The following is a 20,210-nucleotide window of genomic DNA, read 5'->3' as shown; positions in this document are numbered from 1 at the left end:
TATTATGTTAACTGATAGAATTACCAAACTTAGCGAGAGGGTGCGCAACACACAAGCAACGTTTGATTTGGACAGGGCAAGATTAATAACAGACTATTATAGCAGACCTACTATGGATAATTATATTTTAAGACGGGCAAAAGCATTTGAATATTATCTTAAAAATCGAGATATTTTTATTGATGAGGATGAGCAAATGGCAGGTCATCAAGGTAGTCAAATTCAATCTGTTGTTTTGTATCCTGAGACAGCTAAGTGGCTTTACGATGATTTTGACACGCTTGAAACCCGACCTTCAGAGAATTTACTATTCAGATCAAAAGAAGATAAAGATGAGTTGTGGAAGATTGTTAATGTTTGGAGAGGGCAAACTTTTGGAGATGTTACTGATAGTTTGATAGATGATGCAACAAAAGACATTATCAAATCAGGTTTAATGACCCATGGTATATCTAATCTATCTACAATGAACCATTCACCTGATTATGATAATTTTGTTGAGAGAGGTTATAGATACTATATTGATGATTGTAAGAAAAAATTAGCAGAACATAAGATAAATGATGTATACGATATGGAGCAGGAAATTGCTTGGGAATCGATGATTATTGTAATGGAAGCAATTATAGACTTTGCTCATCGTTATGCTGATCATGCAGAAGAAAAAGCGGCTGTATGTGAGGATGAAAAAAGAAAGCAAGAACTTTTACTAATGGCTGAAAACTGTAGAGTGGTTCCGGAAAATCCACCACAAACTTTCTTGCAAGCCACGCAGCTTATATGGTTTCACCATCTAGCGCTTACTTTGGAAGTTGCAGGAGGTGACCACAATTTAGGAAGATATGATCAGTATATGCTGAAGTTTTATGAAAAGGAAAAGGCTGAGGGTAAGGACGAAGATCATTTTGCAGACATTATTCATGAACTGAAATTGAAAGTAATGGAGATGTGGGGGATTAGAGGTTACAAGGAATCCATTGCTGATCCAGGATGCCCGCTTTGGATGCACATAATTTTGGGTGGGGTAAAGGAAAATGGAAAGGACGCTTGTAATGAACTGACTAGAGTATTCTTACGTTGTTTATTGGATTTGCAGACTGATGAGCCATGTATTTCATTCCGTTATCATCCAAATATAGATGAAGAAACATTTAGATTAGCTATAAAAGCAGCAAGAGATACAGGTGGACATCCATCCTTTTATAATGATACAACAGCTATTACAAATTTACTTCAAATTGGATTCACCCTAAAAGAAGCGCGTAATTGGGGGATCTGTGGGTGCATTGAACCACTTGTTTTAGGAAAAAGTGATTTTCAAAGTAATTCGGGATATTTTAACCCAATTAAGGTTTTTGATATCATGCTTCATAACGGGTTTGATCATGTTACAGGTACTCAAATAGGTCCACAAACAGGTGATCCTAGAGGTTTTGAAAATATAGAGGACTTAAAGCAGGCATATGAAAAACAACAAGCATTTTTTATCGAGAAATTTATCAATATGTATAATCGTACATTGTCAGGACATACCTATACACTGCCGACAATCATTGGATCTGCATTATCGGTAGGATGCATTGAGAAGGGCAAACTTTTACAGCAAAAAGGATCGGACCATCATTTTTCAGCAATTGCTATCACAGGGATTGCCAACATTGTTGACTCCTTTGCGGCAATAGAAGAATGTGTATTCAACAAAAAAAGTATTTCCATGGATGCCTTAATTGATATGTTAGATCATAACTTTGAGGGGCATGAAGATAAAAGGCAGATGCTAGTGAATAGGGCTCCGAAATTTGGAAATGACATTGAACAAGTGGATAAGTATTCTTATTGGCTTGTTGATACACTTGACCAAGAATCAAGGAAGTATCGTGATGCAATGGGTGGACCTTTTACACTAGTAATAGCAACTCAGGCTTATAACGTAGAGTTGGGTAAGCTGATAGGTGCCACACCTGATGGTAGGTTAGCCACTACACCATTAGCCGATAATGCTTCACCGATGGCTGGTATGGATAAAAATGGACCTACTGCTGTTGTGAACTCATTAGCAGCATGTGATCCTTTGGTACCGACAAGCGGTATGTTATTGAATCAAAGGTTTGATCCAAACATATGTGAAGGAGAAAAAGGTTTAGATATCATAGAAGCAGTATTTAGAGCTCACTTTGCAAAGGGTGGCTTTCACATACAGATAAATGTATTGGATGATGAAACGCTTAGAGCTGCACAAAAGGAGCCTGAAAAATATAGAAATATCCTAGTTAGAGTAGCAGGCTATTCAGCATATTTCGTTGACTTAACAGAGGAAATTCAAAATAACATAATTGAACGAACAATACAAAATGGGATGTAGAGTAGAGGAGGAAAAGTATGTTGTCATCTAGAATAGAAAAAATCCGTGATAGGATCAGAAATACAACACCAACAATCTGTCTTGATAGGGCAAGAATTGCAACAGAATTTTATAAGATTCCGTCTGTGGAGCCTTATGTTAGCAGAAGAGCTAAACTATTTGATTTGATTCTGAAGACTAGGGAAATCTACATTGAAGAGGACTCTTTTTTAGCTGGTAGTATTGCTTCTAGAACGCGAGCCGTACCTGTTTTTCCGGAAATGACTAATTGGCTGCCAGAGGCTGTGGAAACCTTTGATACACGTCAGTTTGATCCTTTTCAATATATGCCAGGTGAAAAGGAGGAGCTTAGAGAGATAGCAAAATCATGGCAAGGTCATACATTTGGAGATTATACTGATGAAATCATGACTGAAGAAGAGCATGAACTTGTTAAAAGTGGTATTTTTACAAGGGGTATTCAGCAGTGTTCTACTATGTGTCATGCGCCTGACTATGCAAACTTGGTGAAGAGAGGATATCGTTATTATATTGATAAATGCAAGGAAGAGATTAGTAAGCTTAATGATGGTATGACCATTGAAAATACTGATCAGAGATTAAAATGGGAAGCAATGATAACTGCAATGGAAGGGGTTATTAAGTTAGCACATAGGTATGCTGAATTAGCAGAGAGTAAGGCAGCATCTTGTGAAAATCCTGATCAGAAAAAAATGTATGAAACCATTGCGACTAACTGTCGTATTGTTCCAGAAAATCCTCCACAAAACTTTTTACAAGCAGCACAGCTTGTTTTACTAACACACGATGCTCTAATGATTGAAAACATGGGGTACATACATGCTTTGGGACGATTTGATCAATATATGTATGATTTCTACAAAAAAGATTTAGAGAGTGGCGTGTCGGAAGAAGAAATCTGTGATGTTATTCATGAATTTAAACTTAGAATTGAAGAGATGTGGTACCTAAGAGATGAGTATGAGTCAGCTGCCTATCCAGGATGCGCCTTGTATATTCAAATGACTCTTGGTGGTCAAAAGAGGGATGGCAGTGATGCGTGTAATGAATTGACTAGGCTGATTCTTCATGGCATGGAGGACTTACAAACAAAAGAGCCACCGGTTTCATTTAGATATCATGATAATGTAGATGAAGAAACGTTCAGATTGGCAATAAAAGTGGCTTTAACTGGCGGAAGTCATCCTGCATTTTTTAATGATAATAACAGTATTCCAGCCTTGAAGAAGTTAGGCTTTACTGAGGAGCAAGCAAGAGATTGGTGTCTTTTAGGTTGTACAGAGCCTATTGTACCTGGTGTTTCGGATTACCAGTCAATGCTAGGATTCTTTAACCTGATTAAAGTATTTGAAATTACCCTATATGGTGGGAAAGACCCTGTAACAGGCAAGCAAATCGGTCCTAAGACTGGCAATACAAGAGAGTTTACATCTATAAGCCAGTTGAAAGAAGCTTATCTGACACAACTATCTTATTTTATTAAGCGATTTGTCGGTAAGTTCAATAGATTGGTATCTATTCATGCTTATACTATGCCAACGCTTATTTCGTCTGCATTTACACAGGGGTGTATTGAAAAGGGTAAGCTCCTTCAGGATAAGGGAGCTGACTATAGATGGGATGCCATGGCAATTACTGGATTAGCCAACATTGCAGACTCATTTGCTGCAATCGAAGAATGTGTATTTAATAAAAACCATATAACTATGACAGAACTTATGGAGTTGTTGGAAACAGACTTTAAAGATAAAGAAAATCTACGTCAGATGCTGATTCATAGGGCTCCTAAATATGGTAATGATATAGAGCAGGTTGATAAATATGCTAAGTTTGTTGCAGAAAGTGCTGATGCTGAAATTAAAAAATATAAAGATGGACGAGATGGAACATTTATATCTGTATGTGCTACCCAATCTTATAATGTGCAGCTTGGGAAAAATATTACGGCAACACCTGATGGCAGACATGCCTATACACCATTAGCAGACAATGCTTCTCCTATGATAGGCTGCGATACTTGTGGTCCTACAGCGGTGGTAAAATCTGTTGATTCAATCGATCAAGGAGCAATGCAAGCAGGCATGTTGCTTAATCAACGATTTGATCCACAGATTGTAAAAGGTGAAAAAGGAATAGATATTCTTGAGACAGTATTAAAGGCACACTTTAGTATGAAAGGTAGTCATATGCAAGTGAATGTTGTGGATAACGAGACCTTTAGGGACGCTCAAAAGCACCCAGAGAAATATCGAAACATGCTTGTTCGTGTTGCAGGTTATTCTGCATTTTTCGTTGACTTAGAGGAAAATATACAGGAAAACATTATCGAAAGAACAATTCAAACAAGTATTTAATAAATACCTTAGGGAAGGAAGAGAGCATAATGATAAGGGCAAAAAAGAATGATTGGGTGCAAATACAAAATATAGTACTTACATCAGGTAATAGAGCACCACAAGTTCCAGAAGATACGCAAGGGTGCGATTTAAAACTGTGGGTAAAGGGAATAGCAGAATCGGAAGCTGCTATAGGAGAGGAAATATTAATCACTACGGTTACAGGGCGAAAGACCAAAGGTGTTTTAGTGGAGATCAATCCTAATTATATTCATGATTTTGGTGAGTTTCAACCTGAACTACTTCAAATAGAAATGCAACTTAAAAAGATTATGAGAGTAGGTGATTGTTAATGACTATGGATAAGAGTTATGAGGCTATCAATGCTCGAAAAAGTGATATTATGAAAAAGGCAATGCAATTAGACTATTCCGAATTTGAGTATGACGGTATTGGATTTGATTATGAGACTATGATGAATGAGGTGACTTATTCAATAGAGGAAATGCGAGAGATTCAATTGAATCACGGTGTTGGCAATACCCCGCTTATAGAAATGAACAACTTGACAGCACTTGCTAGAAAATATGCACCAGAAGGGAAGGGCGCCAGAATAGTTGTTAAAGATGAAGCGGCTAATGCTTCTGGGTCATTTAAGGCTAGAAGGGCCTCTATAGCTGTACATCATGCTAAAAAATTGGGTTATAAGGGTGTTATAGCTGCAACTTCAGGTAACTATGGTGCTGCAGTTGCTTGCCAGGCAGCAAGACAAGGTCTTAATTGTATTGTGGTACAGGAATGCTACGATGATAACAAGGTAGGGCAACCAGAAATTCTAGAGAAACAAAGAATTTGTGAAGCTTATGGAGCAGAGGTTGTTCAATTAACTGTGGGACCAGAATTGTTTTCTACCCATTTGAGTTTGTTAGAAGATACCGGATATTTTAATGCTTCTCTTTATACACCATTTGGAATCGCAGGTGTTGAAACCCTGGGTTATGAACTAGTTCAGCAGTGTAGAGAACAGTTTGGTAAAGAACCCCATAGTGTTGTATGTACCAATGCAGGTGGAGGTAATTTAACTGGTACAGCAAGAGGGATGATTAAAGCAGGAGCTAAGGATACCAGAGTTATTGGAGCGTGTATTGATCTAAAAGGCCTTCATATGGCTTCGGATAAAGATTTCAACAAAAAATCTTGTACAACTGGCCATACAGGTTTTAGTTTTCCTTTCACTACATGGCCGGATCGTTCAGATTGTCCTAGAAATGCAGCTCGTGTACTTCGTTATATGGATGAGCTTGTAACTGTAAAGCAAGGGGAGTTGTTCTTTATTACCCAAGCCTTATCAGTTCTTGAGGGATATGAACGTGGACCAGCTGGGAATACTTCACTTGCAGCTGCATTCTCACTAGCTCAGCAAATGGATAAAGATGAAATTATCGTTGTTCAAGAAACAGAATATACTAGTGCAGGAAAGCATCCTATGCCTCAACTGACGTTTGCCAAGAAGAATGGTATAGAAGTTGTCTTTGGTAATCCGGATGATGAAGTTCCAGGAGAAACTCTTGTACTTCCAGAAGACCCATCTTTTATAAAAGCAAGGACTCAGGATATTAATGAGATGAGACAATCCTATATTAAGAATTGTGTGAAAAACTATGGGATGACATCGGCAACTGAAGAAGATATAGCCTTTATCATGGGTGAAATCAAGTCTAGCAGAGATTTGGTAGTTACTGAATTGGAAGCTAGAGGAGTTAAAGTAGAAGCTAATCAATAAGTTTATAGATGGAAGAAATGTGAATAACTATAATATTAAGATGATATATACTTAACTAAACCTCTTAATCTAGGATCAATAAAGTCTTAGATTAAAGAGGTTTCTTTTTTGCATATTTCATTGGTGGTACACCAACCATTTTTTTGAATGTCCTAATGAAATGGCTGTAGTCATTAAATCCAACTTGATGACAAACAGATGTTACTGTCTCTCCAGATTTCAATAATCGTTTTGCTTCATTTATACGGCGGGCAATAATGTATTTCTGAATTGTTGTGCCTGTATATTGCTTAAAGAGCCTACTCATATAGACAACGCTGTAATGCATTTCTTCTGCGATATCTGATAGTGGAATCGACTCATGAAGATGTGTGTTAATGTAATCCAGTAGAGGCTTAACCTTGTAGTAATATGTTTGGTTAGTATATGTATCCACAGTTGAACTTCCCTCAGTATAAAGACGAGAAATAAAAACTAGTAGTTCAATAAAATATGTCTTTTCTAAAATATCCTTGCCAAAGCCATCGGGTAGTTGCATTAGCCTGTTAAGACGTTCAAGCATTTCTGCGTATTGGTCAGTATTCAGTTGTAAACGATGTGAAAAATCTAATGGTCTGTCTGTAAAGAATTTCAGTAGATTAGAATTATAAGAACAAAAAGGTAATACCGCATCTGGATCAAAATAAATATAACATCTCTCATAAGGTAAATTTGACTGTGTAACTGTTTTGTGGGTTTCAGTATTGTTGATGAGAAATAAGCTACCTTGATGCATTTCATAGATAGTATCATCAATAAAAAAATGTTGTCCTCCAGAAATGCAAAGGTATATTTCAAAGTAATCATGTAGATGAAAATCCATTGAAAACTCTTTACTAACTTCAGTTGTAACAAAATAGCCTTTAGTTTCAAGACTTTTCGTTATGATTGATTCCATAAATTATCCTCCATATCAAAAGTTTATTATATGCAATAAATATGCGTTTATACGCAAAGAAAGTGCTTTTACTATATGGTAAATTTATTATATACAATAAGTTATAAAAAAACAATAGATCAGAAAAGGAGGATGTAGAAATAATGACTGAAAGAGTACAGAGGCGCAAAGATGCGCTACGAGAATCAATACCTGAGATATGCATTGATAGGGCTAGATTGGTGACAGAAGCTTATGGTATGTATAAGAACGAACCAGCGGTCATTTTAAAAGCAAAAGTGACAAGATATGTTTTAGAACACATGGAGATAGATATTAGAGCGGAGGAACTCATTGTAGGAAATCATGCATCTACTTTTCGAAGTGCACCAGTCTTTCCAGAGTATGGTGCGCAGTGGATGGTTGATGAAATTGACGAATTTGCAACTAGGGAAACAGACCCCTTAAGGATTTCAAAGGAGAATAAAGTTGAGTTACTTAATATTTTAGAAGGTTGGAAAGGGCAGGGATTTGCTGAACAGGCTGAGCAGGCTCTTTCAAAAGAAGTTCTTGAGGCGGAACGTTCTGGTGTGCTAACAGTTGGCTCTCGAATAACATCAACTGGGCATGTTGTACCGAATTATGGCAAACTCATTCAGTTGGGTTACAGAGGAGTTATCACCGAAGCCAAAGGACGACTTGAGGAAATTGGACTTAGAACCCATGAGAATCAATCAAAAGTAGACTTTTTAAATGCTGTGATTATTAGTAACGAAGGTGCTATTGCATTTGCACAGCGCTTTGCCGATAGAGCTGAAGCAATGGCAAAAGAGGAAAAAAATTCGAACAGACAGTTAGAATTAGAAAAAATCAGTAAAATATGTCGTCGCATTCCAGAAGAAGCGCCTCAAACTTTTTGGGAAGGTCTTCAATTTGTATGGTTTACACATTTAATCATTCAGATAGAAACGAACGGCCATTCTATAGGATTAGGAAGATTTGACCAATACTTGTATTCACTATATCAAAAGAGTATTGAATCAGGCGAGTTGACAAAAGAAGATGCAGTTGAGTTGATTCAAATGTTATGGTTAAAGATTACGGAACTTTTAAAAGTCCGAGATGGGTTTAATGCCCAAGCTTTTGCTGGATATCCAATGTGGCAGAATGTAGCTATTGCTGGACAGACACCCGAGGGAGAAGATGCTTCAAACCCACTTTCAATGGCAATGTTAGAAGCATTCGAAGGGGTACAGACCACTCAACCGTCTCCATCTTTTAGATATCATGATAATATTGATCCCAATGTGTTAGACAAAGCACTGACACTGACACAGAAAGGACTGGCCATGCCAGCATTTTTCAATGATAAGTTGGTAATTCCAATGATGCTTGCTAAGGGGGCAAGCATAGAGGATGCCAGAGATTGGAGTATTGAAGGATGTGTTGAACCTTTTGTAAGTGGTAAAAGTGATGGTCGACCTGTTGTAGGTTATATTAATGGTATTAAGCTCCTTGAGTTAATTTTGAATGATGGTGTAGACCCGCTGACAGGGAAGCAAATTGGTCTGAAAACTGGCGATGCGTCTTCTTATAAGTCCTTGGAAGATATTATGATAGCTTTTGAAAAACAACTGCACTATTTTATTAGGTTGATGCTTGAAGGGTATAATGTTGTTGGAGCTTTGCATTCAACACGAATGCCAGCACCATTTGCGTCTTCTACGGTAGATGACTGTATTCAAAAAGCACGTTCCTTACAGGAAGGTGGTGCTAAGTACAATTTTTCGTCTACTTTCATAACTGCGTTGGCAAACACAGTAGATGCATTGGCTGCAATTGATTATGCTGTTTTTAAAGAAGAAATACTCTCTTTGGCTGAATTAAATGATATTCTTAAAATCAATTTTGAAGGACAAAAGAACATCCAGGCGTTGTTAATCAACAAGCCGCCAAAGTATGGTAATGACCATGACGAGGTAGATTTGTTAGCAAAACGAATTGTTGCAATGTATAACAAGGAGTTGGAACATTACAGGGATTCAAGAGGAGGACGTTACATACTTTCTGTTTTGTCATCATCGTTTAACGTGCTTCAGGGAAAATGCGTTGGTGCCTCTGCTGATGGCCGCTATGCATTCGAAGCTTTGTCAGACAATGGATCGCCTGCTGCAGGTCGTGATGTAGAAGGACCTACTGCAGTGATTAAATCCGTATCAAAAATTGATCAAATGCAGACATTGGCAGGTACATTATTCAATTTGAAACTGGATCCGGTGTTGGTGAGAGGTGATGAGGGTAGGAAACGAATTCATCAAATAATCAGAGCATATTTTGACTTACTTGGAGAGCACATTCAGATAAATGTTACAGATAGTGCTGTTCTAAGGGAAGCTCAACAGTCTCCTGAAAACCATCGGAATATTATGGTACGTGTTGCAGGATATTCAGCATATTTTGTTGAACTTGATCCAGATGTACAAGAAAATATAATCCTGAGGACATCCCATGGTTAGATAATAAGTAAAACACTCTAAAAACGTTGATAGGCGTTAATAGAGTGTTTTACTTATTGTCTAGGATTTATGAAATGAATTTTAGATAATTAAGGAAATTTTGGGTTGGGGTTAGCGGTTGTAAGAAGAGTGATAAGGATTCATGGTGGCGAAGTTTATGCTAGTAATTGTGATCAAGGTGTTAAGTTTATGGTGGTATTTAATAGAAATTAGAATGTGATTTAGTATTTAGTAATCAAGCTTATAGTTGAGGAAATACCCTTGACTTTTGAGACGAACGGTCATATAATTTGATTATGGATAAAAAACAAATAAGAAAGAATGAAATATTAAAAAAATCAATTGATACTATGTATCTAAAGGGATATAACGGAACAAGTGTAAAAGATATAACCGATGCAGCAGAAATCCCAAAGGGTTCGTTTTATAACTATTTTAAAGATAAAGAACACTATGCTGTAGATGCTCTAAACTTCTTCTTTTATGATTCGAGGGAGAGTTCTTTTAGAATATTTAAAGACGAAAGCGTTAGTCCTTTAGATCGAATTAAAACATTCTACAAACGGTTTATTAGCCATTATGAAGACACAGATTTTAAGCTTGGATGCTTTGTTGGAAATTTAACTCAAGAAATGGGGGATACAAGCACCATAATTTCTGAAGCTACAGATGAAATCCACAACGAAATTGTGAATAAAATTCATGATTGCTTAATGGAAGCCTATGAGCTTAATGAGTTTAATCCTAAAGTAGATATAAGCAGTCTTGCCAATTTTATTGCGAGTAGTTGGCAAGGTACACTCTTAAGAATGAAAGCCAATAAGAACAGTCAAGTTCTAAATGATTTCTATAGGATATTAGAAGAAGTTTTACTTAAGTAAAACTTCTATTTTGGAATTGTTTGAGATGACTGGTCATATAAAAGTGATTAAAAAAATACTAAAGAATGGAGGAATGATCATGAGTTTAAAGATTGAACTTGAAAAAATTAAGAAACAGTTTTTGGAAAATGCTTCACAGGATATCATTGATATTTCTAGTGAATTTGCAGAAAAGCTTGCTAAACAAGGAATAGAAGAAAAAGCCCTAAAGGTAGGTGATAAGCTGCCTAGTTTTGTACTTAAAAATGCTGTAGGAGAACCAATAAGCTCCGACGATTTATTAGCACAGGGGCCATTAGTTATAAACTTCTACAGAGGTGGTTGGTGACCGTATTGTAATATAGAGCTTGGTAGGTACCAAGACATACTTCCAGAAATACATGCACTAGGCGGTCAATTTGTGGCTATTTCACCGGAGCTACCGGATAACTCATTAAATCTAATTGAAAAACATTCTTTAAAATATGAAATATTAAGTGACATTAATAATGATGTTGCAAGAAAATTTGGTTTGGTTTTTCCCCTTGGAGAAAAACTGAGACGTCTATATGAAAAATTTGGAGTTGATTTACCTGGGACACAGGGAAATGATAATTATGAACTTCCAGTACCAGCTACCTATGTAGCTGATGAAAATGGAACAATAATCTTATCTTATGTAGATACTGATTATACAACAAGATTAGAACCAGAGGAAGTTTTGGAAGTTCTTTAATCCATAATAGATTGTAGAATTGAAATATAACCAAAAGGCTTGGTAACTTATTTGTTATCAAGCTTTTTATTAAAGTCGTTTCTCGAAGAAAAATTCAACCAAGACGAAGGAGTTCGATGTCTCTGAATTTTATTATTTGACAAGTAAATTAATTTGGTTTATCATATTGTTAGGTAAACCCTAACAAATTAATGAGGTGGTCTTTTGGATAGTAATGAAAAACTATTTGAAACCTGTAGTCGGTTGATGAAAATAAAGGGTCAGTGCTCATTTAAGCTAATTAATGAATTTAATATGTCTGAGTTAACCCTGCGCCAAATAGAGTATATAAAGAAATTTGACCAATGCGACTGTGTTACTACTAGTAAATTAGCTGAGACTTTAGATTTATCTAAACCATCAATCACAGAAATGATTAAGAAGTTTATTAAACTAGATTGTGTCTATAAGGAAAAATGCCCGGAGGATGGAAGGGTATATTATATTCATCTTACTGAAAAGGGAAAATGTATTGCAAGGATTGAAGAATTAGCTATTAAGAGTTTAGTCAATCGAATTACAGTAAGCCTTAATAAAGATGAAATTGATAACCTAATTGATTTATTATCAAAAATAAAATAAAAAATTTTAAAAAACAAGTTAGGTTAAGCAAAACTAACTATAATGATACATAGGGGGATTTTAATGAAGAAGAGTAAGGCGCAGGATAAATTTGAATCGCTAATTGACAGGGCATTTAAAAATAAATTCATTGACTGCTTTAAACAAAAAAAGGAACAAGGGGAGCTAAACTATCTTACAGAGATTGATAGCTTATTCGATGAAATCGATGATGTCTATCATAATAGAGAAAAATACAGTATCGAATGGGCCTTTGAAGATGCACAAAATAAGTTAAATCAATTTAGCGATGAGATTATAGAAGGTCAGCTAAAACCAAAGCTTTTAAAGCATAGCAATAACGAGAAATTGAAGGATGCCTTTGAAGAGTTAAAAATACTAAATAAGGGCCTAAAGAAAAAAACTAAATGGTATTCTAGGCTATTTTCAAATGTGTATTTATTAATTTCTATGGTTGAAATTGTGATTTCATTAATATTAGTGATTGGACTATCCCATGTTAGTCACTCTGGAGATGTATTCATAAATTCTGCAGCACTCAGTGTACTCTTCGTTGGAACTGTAGCATTTCTAAAGGTGACTTTAGAAAAATACTTAGTAAAACCCAAAATCGATAGATGGGGTTGGGGGCTTTACATAAGGTCATCTAAAAAACTGAGAAGAATGATTGCTATACTGCTATTTACCAATGAAGGCATGTTAGAGATGATTGACAAGGCAACTGAACCTGTTTTAGATAATCAAATGCAAGAATTAAAGCTTGTAAATGGTTAGGAAATATACAGTAATTGTTAATGATGGAGAATGAAATTTGAAAATTAAGTGAAGCAATTATTAAACAAGAAATAGATGAAGAAGTTAGTAAGATCGCAGTTACCCATAACACTCGGAGGTGATTTTAGTGAAAGATTTAAATGTAAATAAAGAGTTATCTATAGTGGCTATACCAGACACAGTTTTATTTCATGGATCAGATATGACAATAAAAGTTAATAAAAAAATGGGAAATCAATTTTATGGCAGAATTGTACAAGATGATTTCTATGGTATTGCATTGGCCGTTAAGGAAGAAGATTATGATGGAGTCTATAAAGAAGAGGATTTATACCGCGTAGGAACATTAATTAAGATTAAGGACACAAAGATACTGAAGGATGGTTATCAGTTCAATATAGATATTATTGAACGAGTAGAAGTGGAGGAGTTCATTCCAGATAACACAAACTTTAGAGCAACATATAACTTTATTCCAGATATTATTGATTTAGATCAGAGAAACCAAACAGAGATGATAAACTATATCAGAAAATTAGTCTCTGAAATTAGTCAAAACTTTAGTGGGTCAGAAGCCTATGTTGAGTATATAAACCAATTAGATGATATTACAAAGATTATCGCTTATATACTTCCATTTATGAATCTGTCTTTTCAAGAAAAACAAGGATTTCTTGAAATACGTTCACTCAGAAGGAAAAGTCTAAGATTTTTAGATATTTTGATCGAACAAAAGGAATCAATAAAGTTCCAAATGGAAATGGCAGCAAAATTCAATAATCAAATTAACAAAAATTACAGAGAAAATATGCTGAGGCAGCAGCTTAAAGCTATTCAAGAAGAATTGAATGAATCAGAGGGTAGTACTTCAAGAAAGAAAAAAGATTATAAAGAATTAATTGAAGAAGCTAATATGCCTGAGGATGTTAAAGAAGTTGCTCTTGATGAACTAAATAAATTAAATAGGCAAGGACCAAATAGCTCCGAGGGCAATGTTATTAGAAACTACCTTGATTTACTAACAAGCTTGCCTTGGGGTGAAAGCAAGATTAAAGATGTAGATATAGAAGCTGCAAGAAAATTGTTAAATGAAGAGCATTATGGTCTTAAAAAAGTTAAAGACCGTATAATTCAACATCTAACAGTAATGAAATTAAAACAAAATAAGCAAGGTTCGATTCTATTATTAGTGGGCCCTCCAGGAACGGGTAAAACTAGCCTAGGTAAAAGCATAGCCAAAGCTTTAGGACGTAAATATGTAAGAATCAGCCTTGGTGGAGTTAGAGACGAAGCAGAAATTAGAGGTCATAGAAGAACCTACATTGGTGCACTGCCAGGCCGAATAATTCAAGGAATGAAGCGTGCAGGCGAAAAGAATCCAGTATTTATTTTAGATGAAGTAGATAAATTGATGGCATCCGTCAGCGGTGATCCAGCCAGCGCTCTATTAGAAGTTTTAGATCCAGAGCAAAACAATAGCTTTGCAGACCATTATTTAGAAGTACCCTATGACCTATCCGATGTGTTCTTTATAGCAACGGCTAACTCATTAAAAAGTATTCCTGGACCACTTAGGGATCGTATGGAAATTATAGATATTAGTAGCTACACAAGTAATGAGAAATTCCATATTGCAAAGGAGCATTTATTTGACTCTGTGCTAGAAGAACATGGTTTAAACAGTGATCAACTCCAAATTGATGATGAGGCTCTAAAAACAATAATTGAAAAATACACCAAGGAAGCTGGTGTAAGGGGGATCAAACGTCAACTCTCAGCTGTTGCAAGGGTTACATCTGAAAAGATAGTAGTTGGGAAAGTAGATTTACCATACATTGTTAAAAAGGATATGCTATTTGATATCTTAGGTCATGAAATTACTCGATATGATATGGTAAGTAAAAAGAATCCTCCAGGAGTTGTTACAGGACTGGCTTGGACGCCAGTAGGTGGCGATATCCTATTTATTGAAGGTGCTTTGATGCCAGGGAATGGTCAATTAATGCTTACAGGTCAACTTGGGAACGTAATGAAGGAATCGGCGAAAATTTCTCAAACTTTGATTCGATCTAGACTGGCATTCAATTTAAAACACATAGAATTCAACAAAAATGACCTCCATATTCATGTGCCATCAGGGGCAATACCAAAGGACGGACCATCTGCAGGGGTCGCATTATTTACAACGATAGCTTCCTTAGTAACAGGTCATGAGGTAGACCCTAAACTAGCAATGACAGGAGAAATTTCATTAAGGGGTGCAGTACTACCAGTAGGAGGAATTAAAGAAAAGGTATTGGCGGCCCATCGTTCTGGCATCAAACGTATTATCTTACCAAAGGATAATGAAAAGGATTTAACTGATATACCTGAAGATGTTCGAAATGAACTGAAATTTATCCTTGTAGAAACAGTAGAAGATGTAATAAAAGAAACAATTGGAATAGAACTACCCAAACCAGCGATTTTAGAAATGGCAACGGAGGAAGTAAGTGGTGCAAGTGCATAAAATTAATTGAGAATTTTGTCTAAAAAACTAGATGGTTATTTATACCATCTAGTTTTTTAGTTTTATTAAGATCATTTTTGAAGAAAAATCTGATCGAAATAAAAGGCTTTTATGCCATTGAGTTTTTATTCGAAAACTCTAATGGTTTACTCACTAAAAACTCAAAGAAAAAGGGATGTAAATATAACTATATATATTTATTTTTGTTGTGATGATAAAAATAAATAAACATTACGCATTATTAAATAAAATTATAAAAAATACGATTACTATTGTTTTGTGAAAAATATTTTGCTATAATAAAATTAATATTTCGACAATTTACGTCAAGTTATTCTATTTCTGGGGAGGTTATAAAATGCAAAATTTTGAATCATTGGTAAATCATGATATGGTTCCACTGTTAGAAAAAGGAAGAGAGGATGGAGTAGAGACTATTTGGGATAGAGTTCAAAGTATGAAATCACAATGTGGATTTGGCTTAAAGGGTCTATGTTGTAGGATTTGTGCCATGGGTCCATGTCGTATCAGCCCTGTTCCAGGCAAAGGGGCTAGCAGAGGACTGTGTGGAGCAACTGCGGATGTGATTGTGTCAAGAAATTTAGCTAGAATGGTTGCAGCAGGAACTGCTTCCCATTCTGACCATGCTAGGGGAATAATACATTTGCTTCACGGTGCATCGAAGGATGGCGATTATACGATAAAGAATGCCGATAAGCTGAGGAAGCTTGCAGAGGAATGGGATATTGATACAGAGGGAAAGGATATTTACGAAATAGGCCATAAAGTTGCAGAAGTTGCATTAGAGAACTTTGGGAAACCCTTTGGTGAAATCAGATTACCGAAGGCTGTACCAGAAGTAAGGAAAGAGCTTTGGAGAAGACAAAACATTATGCCAAGGGCAATTGATCGAGAGGTTGTTTCTATAATGCATTCCACCCATATAGGTTGTATGGCAGATGCAGGAGAGATGTTGCGTATGGCCTTAAGGACATCTCTGGCAGACGGATGGGCTGGATCCTATATGGGAACGGCAATAAGCGATATATTGTTCGATGTACCTAAGGCAACAAAAACTGAATCGAACTTAGCTGTGCTAGAAGAAAATCAAGTAAATATTATACTACACGGACATGAGCCTAGTCTTTCGGAAATGATTCTATTAGCTGTTTCTGATCCTGATTTAGTAGCTAAGGCAAAGGAAGTAGGAGCAGATGGAATTAATCTAGTGGGAATGTGTTGTACAGGAAATGAATTGTCAATGAGACATGGGACCAAAAATGGAGGAAACTTTCTACAACAGGAATTAGCAGTTATAACTGGAGCAGTTGAAGCGGTTATTGTAGACGTTCAGTGTATCCTACCTTCGCTAGCGGATTTAACAAAGAAGTATCATACAGATTTCATTACAACTTCACCTACAGCTCGAATTACAGGCGCTACCCATATTGAGTTTGATGAAGAAAATGCATATGAATCGGCTAAAAGGATTGTTCTTAAAGCTATTGAAAACTTCCCAAATAGAGATAAAGAGTATATTTGTATTCCAGATAATAGAACTGAATTCATGGTTGGGTACAGTGTAGAATCCATAATCGAACATCTTGATAAAGCGGCAAATGAAAATGAAAAGGGAAGCCTTATGCCACTAGTAGGTGCCATTGCAGGGAAGAAAATTAGAGGGGTAGCAGCCCTAGTAGGATGTAATAACCCAAGAATTAAGCAGGATTATAACCATATAGAAATTGCTAAAAAGTTAATTGAAAATGATGTGCTAGTAGTTGCGACAGGATGTTCAGCAACTGCATTGGCAAAGGCTGGTTTGGTAAATATAGAGTCTGCTAAACTAGCTGGAGATGGTTTGAAATCCGTTTGTGAAGGTTTAAATATTCCTCCTGTACTGCACATGGGTTCCTGTGTAGATATTAGCAGAATTCTACAGCTAACGGGAGAGGTTGCAAAACTACTAGAAGTAGACATTTCAGACTTACCTGTTGTTGGTGTGGCTCCAGAATGGATGTCTGAAAAGGCAGTGGCTATTGGAGTATATGTTGTGGCTACAGGAATAGACACCTGGTTAGGAGTATTACCACAAATAACAGGTTCTGAAAAGGTTGTGAATATCCTATTAAATGATGTTGAAGATATAGTAGGTGCGAAGTTCTTTGTAGAAACAGATCCAATAAAAACGGCGGAGCAGATTGTTGAGAGAATGAATATAAAAAGAAAAAAGTTAGGGATATAGAAAGGAAAGGGATATAAGTCTATGAAGATAGCAATTACAGGTAAGGGTGGAGTTGGAAAAACTACATTTACATCTATACTATGCAGAGTATTTGCAGATGAAGGGAATAGGGTTTTTGCAGTAGATGCAGACCCAGATGATAATCTTGCTCTAGCACTAGGGTTTCCTCAAGAAATTATAGACAATATAGTTCCGATCTCGAAAATGAAGGAATTAATAGAGGAAAGAACGGCCTGTTCTCTAGGGGGCTTCGGCAAGATGTTTAAGCTTAATCCTAGGGTAGATGACATTGAGAATGAGCATTCACATAAATTCAATGAGATCAATTTGCTGAATTTAGGAACCGTTGATAAGGGTGGTGAAGGATGTTACTGTCCTGAAAATGTATTATTGAAAAAGCTAATTTCCCACTTGATATTAGAAAATAAAGAGATAATGATTATGGATATGGAAGCCGGGATTGAGCATATAGGTAGAGGGGTTGCAAAGGGCGTTGATGCATTCATTGTTGTAGTTGAACCAGGAATTAGAAGTATTCAAACCTATCAAAAAGTTAAGAAGATGGCCTTGGACATAGGGGTTGAAAGAGTATTTGCAGTTGCAAACAAAGTAAGAAATGAAGAAGATATAGAATATATAAAAGAAAATATAAATAAGGATGATATACTGGGCGCTATACACTATAATGAAGAAATCGTCGACTCGGATAGAAGGGAATCATCACCCTATGATTTATGTAAAAGGACCGTTACAGAAGTAAAGGATATTAAGAAAAAATTATTAGATATGGTTTCAAAAGGGTCATAATTCCCTATGTGTTAAAAAACTAAAACATTAATCTATATTGAATAAAAGGTATACTTTACTACTAAAAACAAAGTATGACATGGTGACGAGACCATTTGACCCCCACTCAATTAAGTGTGTCTGACACCATGTCATTTTTTTCAATGAACTTCTCCTCTAAACTTAATATATAGGGTTTACGTAGTAAAACTTAATTTATATATGTACAAATAATCAAATCTTCTAGGAGTTTTGGACAAGTATAAATTAAAGTCTTTACTTAAATCCCCATATAAACTTTTAAAAATCTATATATTTATCGTATAATATAATATAAGTTACGAAAAATCTATGACATTCCGAAGATTTGTCATCCTCAAAAACGTTGGCTGTCAAATCTCCACAATGTAAGATAATTATCGTATTATATATAGATGAGTATTTATTAGTTGAAATCCCACTATTAGAGGAGAGGTTTCCTTGAAAAAAGATATTGAAAGCCTGTTAAAGGAGTATATTAGTATTTTTAACATGCTCCCAACCGAAAGAGAATTTAAAATTAAATATCCGAATGAATATAAATGGCTTAATGAAAATGTAAAAATGAAATATAATGACCTTTTAATAGAATTAGGATACGATCCATATAAACCTAGCGTTGTAGAAAATTATGGAAAGCTATCCAAGGAAGAAATATACGATTTGATTAAAAAGAAGATTAAGAATTTCATTGATAGCTATGAATATGTTCCAAACGAGCAAATTTATAAAACTCTACCATTACCATCATTGAATTATCTAAAGGCGAGATTTAATATAAGCTATCCAAAGCTTCTAAAAAACATTGACTGTGATCATATAAATGGGTTTAAGATATACAAGCATATACCAAAGGATGTTTTATTAGGACAGGTTAAATTGAAGGTTGATGAATATCTAGAAACCCATAATAAACTTCCTAATAAGAAGGCTTTTAGTAAATTCAAAATTGGTTCAGTTGCATTTTATGAAAGTAGATTTCAGAAGACATATTATGATCTATTAGAGAGCTTAGGATATTCACTGGGATTAAGACATAAACCCCTGGTTTATAAAAATTACAGCTATGATGAAATATTTGAGCTTACAAGGAAAGAAATTCAAAATTTTGTTGATGAACATAAAACTGTTCCAACACAATTTCAATATAGCAAACTAAAGGCACCGTCGGAAATATACTTTAAGAAGAGGCATAATCTTACCTACAATGCCCTGTTGCTAAAGCTGGGTTTTGATCCGATTAATCCTGGAGAAAAATATAAGTATTTTACCGATGATGAATGTTTGCTTAGATTTAGAGAGGAAATCGAGGGCTTTGCCAAGGAAAAGAAAAGGCTTCCAAATGCAGAAGAGTTTCAATCATTGGATGTTCCTTCCTATGGATATATAAAAAAGCGTTTCAAATTAACCTATAAAGAGTTAATTAAATACTTAGGTTATAATGAAGTTGATTTTATTGAAGGATATCTAGGTCTAAATGACGACGAAGTTTTTGAAAGAATTAAGGAACAAATAAAACTATATGTAGAAAAGAATATGAGGCTACCAACGCAGAAGCAATATAATAGTCTTAATGGACCATCATCTTATTTAATAAAAAAATTATTTGGCTTAACCTATAATCAATTAATAAAAAAATTAGGGTTCAATGTAAATCGAGAAAACAACTAGTTTTATTATATATATTAGAGGTTTGAATAGGAGGA

15 protein-coding genes are annotated in these 20,210 nt (G+C 35.4%); 14 read left to right on the top strand and 1 reads right to left on the bottom strand.

The window, feature by feature from the left end:
- The first annotated feature begins 4 nt into the window (after window positions 1–4).
- The 4 genes from R9X47_RS12135 to ortB are packed head-to-tail and all read left to right on the top strand — an operon-like array spanning window position 5 to window position 6,502.
- On the top strand, window positions 5–2,362 hold the full coding sequence (locus R9X47_RS12135; RefSeq protein WP_432667140.1) for a glycyl radical protein: 2,358 nt from the start codon (window positions 5–7) through the stop codon (window positions 2,360–2,362).
- A 17-nt stretch (window positions 2,363–2,379) separates the two neighbouring features.
- The gene (locus tag R9X47_RS12130) at window positions 2,380–4,737 is read left to right on the top strand and encodes a glycyl radical protein (protein WP_432667139.1); all 2,358 of its coding nucleotides are present in this window, start codon (window positions 2,380–2,382) and stop codon (window positions 4,735–4,737) included.
- 29 nt (window positions 4,738–4,766) lie between these two features.
- On the top strand, window positions 4,767–5,072 hold the full coding sequence (ortA, locus tag R9X47_RS12125; RefSeq protein ID WP_432667138.1) for a 2-amino-4-oxopentanoate thiolase subunit OrtA: 306 nt from the start codon (window positions 4,767–4,769) through the stop codon (window positions 5,070–5,072).
- Window positions 5,072–6,502, top strand: a complete 1,431-nt coding sequence (ortB, locus tag R9X47_RS12120) for a 2-amino-4-oxopentanoate thiolase subunit OrtB (RefSeq protein WP_432667136.1) — start codon at window positions 5,072–5,074, stop codon at window positions 6,500–6,502. The genes ortA and ortB overlap by 1 nt, the downstream gene beginning before the upstream one ends.
- A 91-nt stretch (window positions 6,503–6,593) precedes the next feature.
- On the opposite strand, the gene R9X47_RS12115 is transcribed toward ortB, so the two are convergent.
- On the bottom strand, window positions 6,594–7,439 hold the full coding sequence (locus tag R9X47_RS12115) for an AraC family transcriptional regulator (RefSeq protein ID WP_432667134.1): 846 nt from the start codon (window positions 7,437–7,439) through the stop codon (window positions 6,594–6,596).
- Window positions 7,440–7,582: 143 nt separating this feature from the next.
- On the opposite strand from R9X47_RS12115, the gene R9X47_RS12110 reads away from it, so the two are divergent.
- The 10 genes from R9X47_RS12110 to R9X47_RS12065 all read left to right on the top strand — a co-directional run bounded on the left by R9X47_RS12110 (window position 7,583) and on the right by R9X47_RS12065 (window position 20,175).
- Window positions 7,583–9,934, top strand: a complete 2,352-nt coding sequence (locus R9X47_RS12110) for a glycyl radical protein (protein WP_432667132.1) — start codon at window positions 7,583–7,585, stop codon at window positions 9,932–9,934.
- Window positions 9,935–10,230: 296 nt separating this feature from the next.
- On the top strand, window positions 10,231–10,815 hold the full coding sequence (locus R9X47_RS12105; RefSeq protein WP_432667130.1) for a TetR family transcriptional regulator C-terminal domain-containing protein: 585 nt from the start codon (window positions 10,231–10,233) through the stop codon (window positions 10,813–10,815).
- A gap of 79 nt (window positions 10,816–10,894) precedes the next feature.
- The gene (locus R9X47_RS12100) at window positions 10,895–11,143 is read left to right on the top strand and encodes a hypothetical protein (protein WP_432667128.1); all 249 of its coding nucleotides are present in this window, start codon (window positions 10,895–10,897) and stop codon (window positions 11,141–11,143) included.
- 12 nt (window positions 11,144–11,155) lie between these two features.
- Window positions 11,156–11,530, top strand: coding sequence for a redoxin domain-containing protein (locus tag R9X47_RS12095; protein ID WP_432667625.1), 375 nt, complete (start codon window positions 11,156–11,158; stop codon window positions 11,528–11,530).
- 204 nt (window positions 11,531–11,734) lie between these two features.
- Window positions 11,735–12,151, top strand: coding sequence for a MarR family winged helix-turn-helix transcriptional regulator (locus R9X47_RS12090; RefSeq protein WP_432667126.1), 417 nt, complete (start codon window positions 11,735–11,737; stop codon window positions 12,149–12,151).
- A 63-nt stretch (window positions 12,152–12,214) separates the two neighbouring features.
- The gene (locus R9X47_RS12085) at window positions 12,215–12,925 is read left to right on the top strand and encodes a hypothetical protein (protein ID WP_432667124.1); all 711 of its coding nucleotides are present in this window, start codon (window positions 12,215–12,217) and stop codon (window positions 12,923–12,925) included.
- 127 nt (window positions 12,926–13,052) lie between these two features.
- Window positions 13,053–15,434, top strand: a complete 2,382-nt coding sequence (lon, locus tag R9X47_RS12080) for an endopeptidase La (protein ID WP_432667122.1) — start codon at window positions 13,053–13,055, stop codon at window positions 15,432–15,434.
- A gap of 358 nt (window positions 15,435–15,792) precedes the next feature.
- Window positions 15,793–17,679: an anaerobic carbon-monoxide dehydrogenase catalytic subunit gene (gene cooS, locus R9X47_RS12075; RefSeq protein WP_432667120.1), complete on the top strand. Its 1,887-nt coding sequence runs from the start codon at window positions 15,793–15,795 to the stop codon at window positions 17,677–17,679.
- 21 nt (window positions 17,680–17,700) lie between these two features.
- Window positions 17,701–18,486 carry an AAA family ATPase gene (locus R9X47_RS12070; RefSeq protein WP_432667119.1) on the top strand — a complete coding sequence of 262 codons (786 nt, stop codon included), beginning with the start codon at window positions 17,701–17,703 and terminating at the stop codon, window positions 18,484–18,486.
- A gap of 459 nt (window positions 18,487–18,945) precedes the next feature.
- Window positions 18,946–20,175, top strand: coding sequence for a hypothetical protein (locus tag R9X47_RS12065; protein WP_432667117.1), 1,230 nt, complete (start codon window positions 18,946–18,948; stop codon window positions 20,173–20,175).
- The last annotated feature ends 35 nt before the right edge of the window (window positions 20,176–20,210 follow it).

This window comes from Wukongibacter baidiensis, assembly GCF_050888315.1.
Lineage (GTDB): Bacteria > Bacillota > Clostridia > Peptostreptococcales > Caminicellaceae > Wukongibacter > Wukongibacter baidiensis.
This window is presented reverse-complemented; position numbering and strand designations above follow the sequence as displayed.

Bases quoted from the DNA above. Each gene is read 5' to 3' on its own strand.
- R9X47_RS12135 (WP_432667140.1), top strand. From the start codon at position 5: ATGTTAACTGATAGAATTACCAAACTTAGCGAGAGGGTGCGCAACACA.
- R9X47_RS12130 (WP_432667139.1), top strand. From the start codon at position 2,380: ATGTTGTCATCTAGAATAGAAAAAATCCGTGATAGGATCAGAAATACA.
- ortA (WP_432667138.1), top strand. From the start codon at position 4,767: ATGATAAGGGCAAAAAAGAATGATTGGGTGCAAATACAAAATATAGTA.
- ortB (WP_432667136.1), top strand. From the start codon at position 5,072: ATGACTATGGATAAGAGTTATGAGGCTATCAATGCTCGAAAAAGTGAT.
- R9X47_RS12115 (WP_432667134.1), bottom strand. From the start codon at position 7,439: ATGGAATCAATCATAACGAAAAGTCTTGAAACTAAAGGCTATTTTGTT.
- R9X47_RS12110 (WP_432667132.1), top strand. From the start codon at position 7,583: ATGACTGAAAGAGTACAGAGGCGCAAAGATGCGCTACGAGAATCAATA.
- R9X47_RS12105 (WP_432667130.1), top strand. From the start codon at position 10,231: ATGGATAAAAAACAAATAAGAAAGAATGAAATATTAAAAAAATCAATT.
- R9X47_RS12100 (WP_432667128.1), top strand. From the start codon at position 10,895: ATGAGTTTAAAGATTGAACTTGAAAAAATTAAGAAACAGTTTTTGGAA.
- R9X47_RS12085 (WP_432667124.1), top strand. From the start codon at position 12,215: ATGAAGAAGAGTAAGGCGCAGGATAAATTTGAATCGCTAATTGACAGG.
- cooS (WP_432667120.1), top strand. From the start codon at position 15,793: ATGCAAAATTTTGAATCATTGGTAAATCATGATATGGTTCCACTGTTA.
- R9X47_RS12070 (WP_432667119.1), top strand. From the start codon at position 17,701: ATGAAGATAGCAATTACAGGTAAGGGTGGAGTTGGAAAAACTACATTT.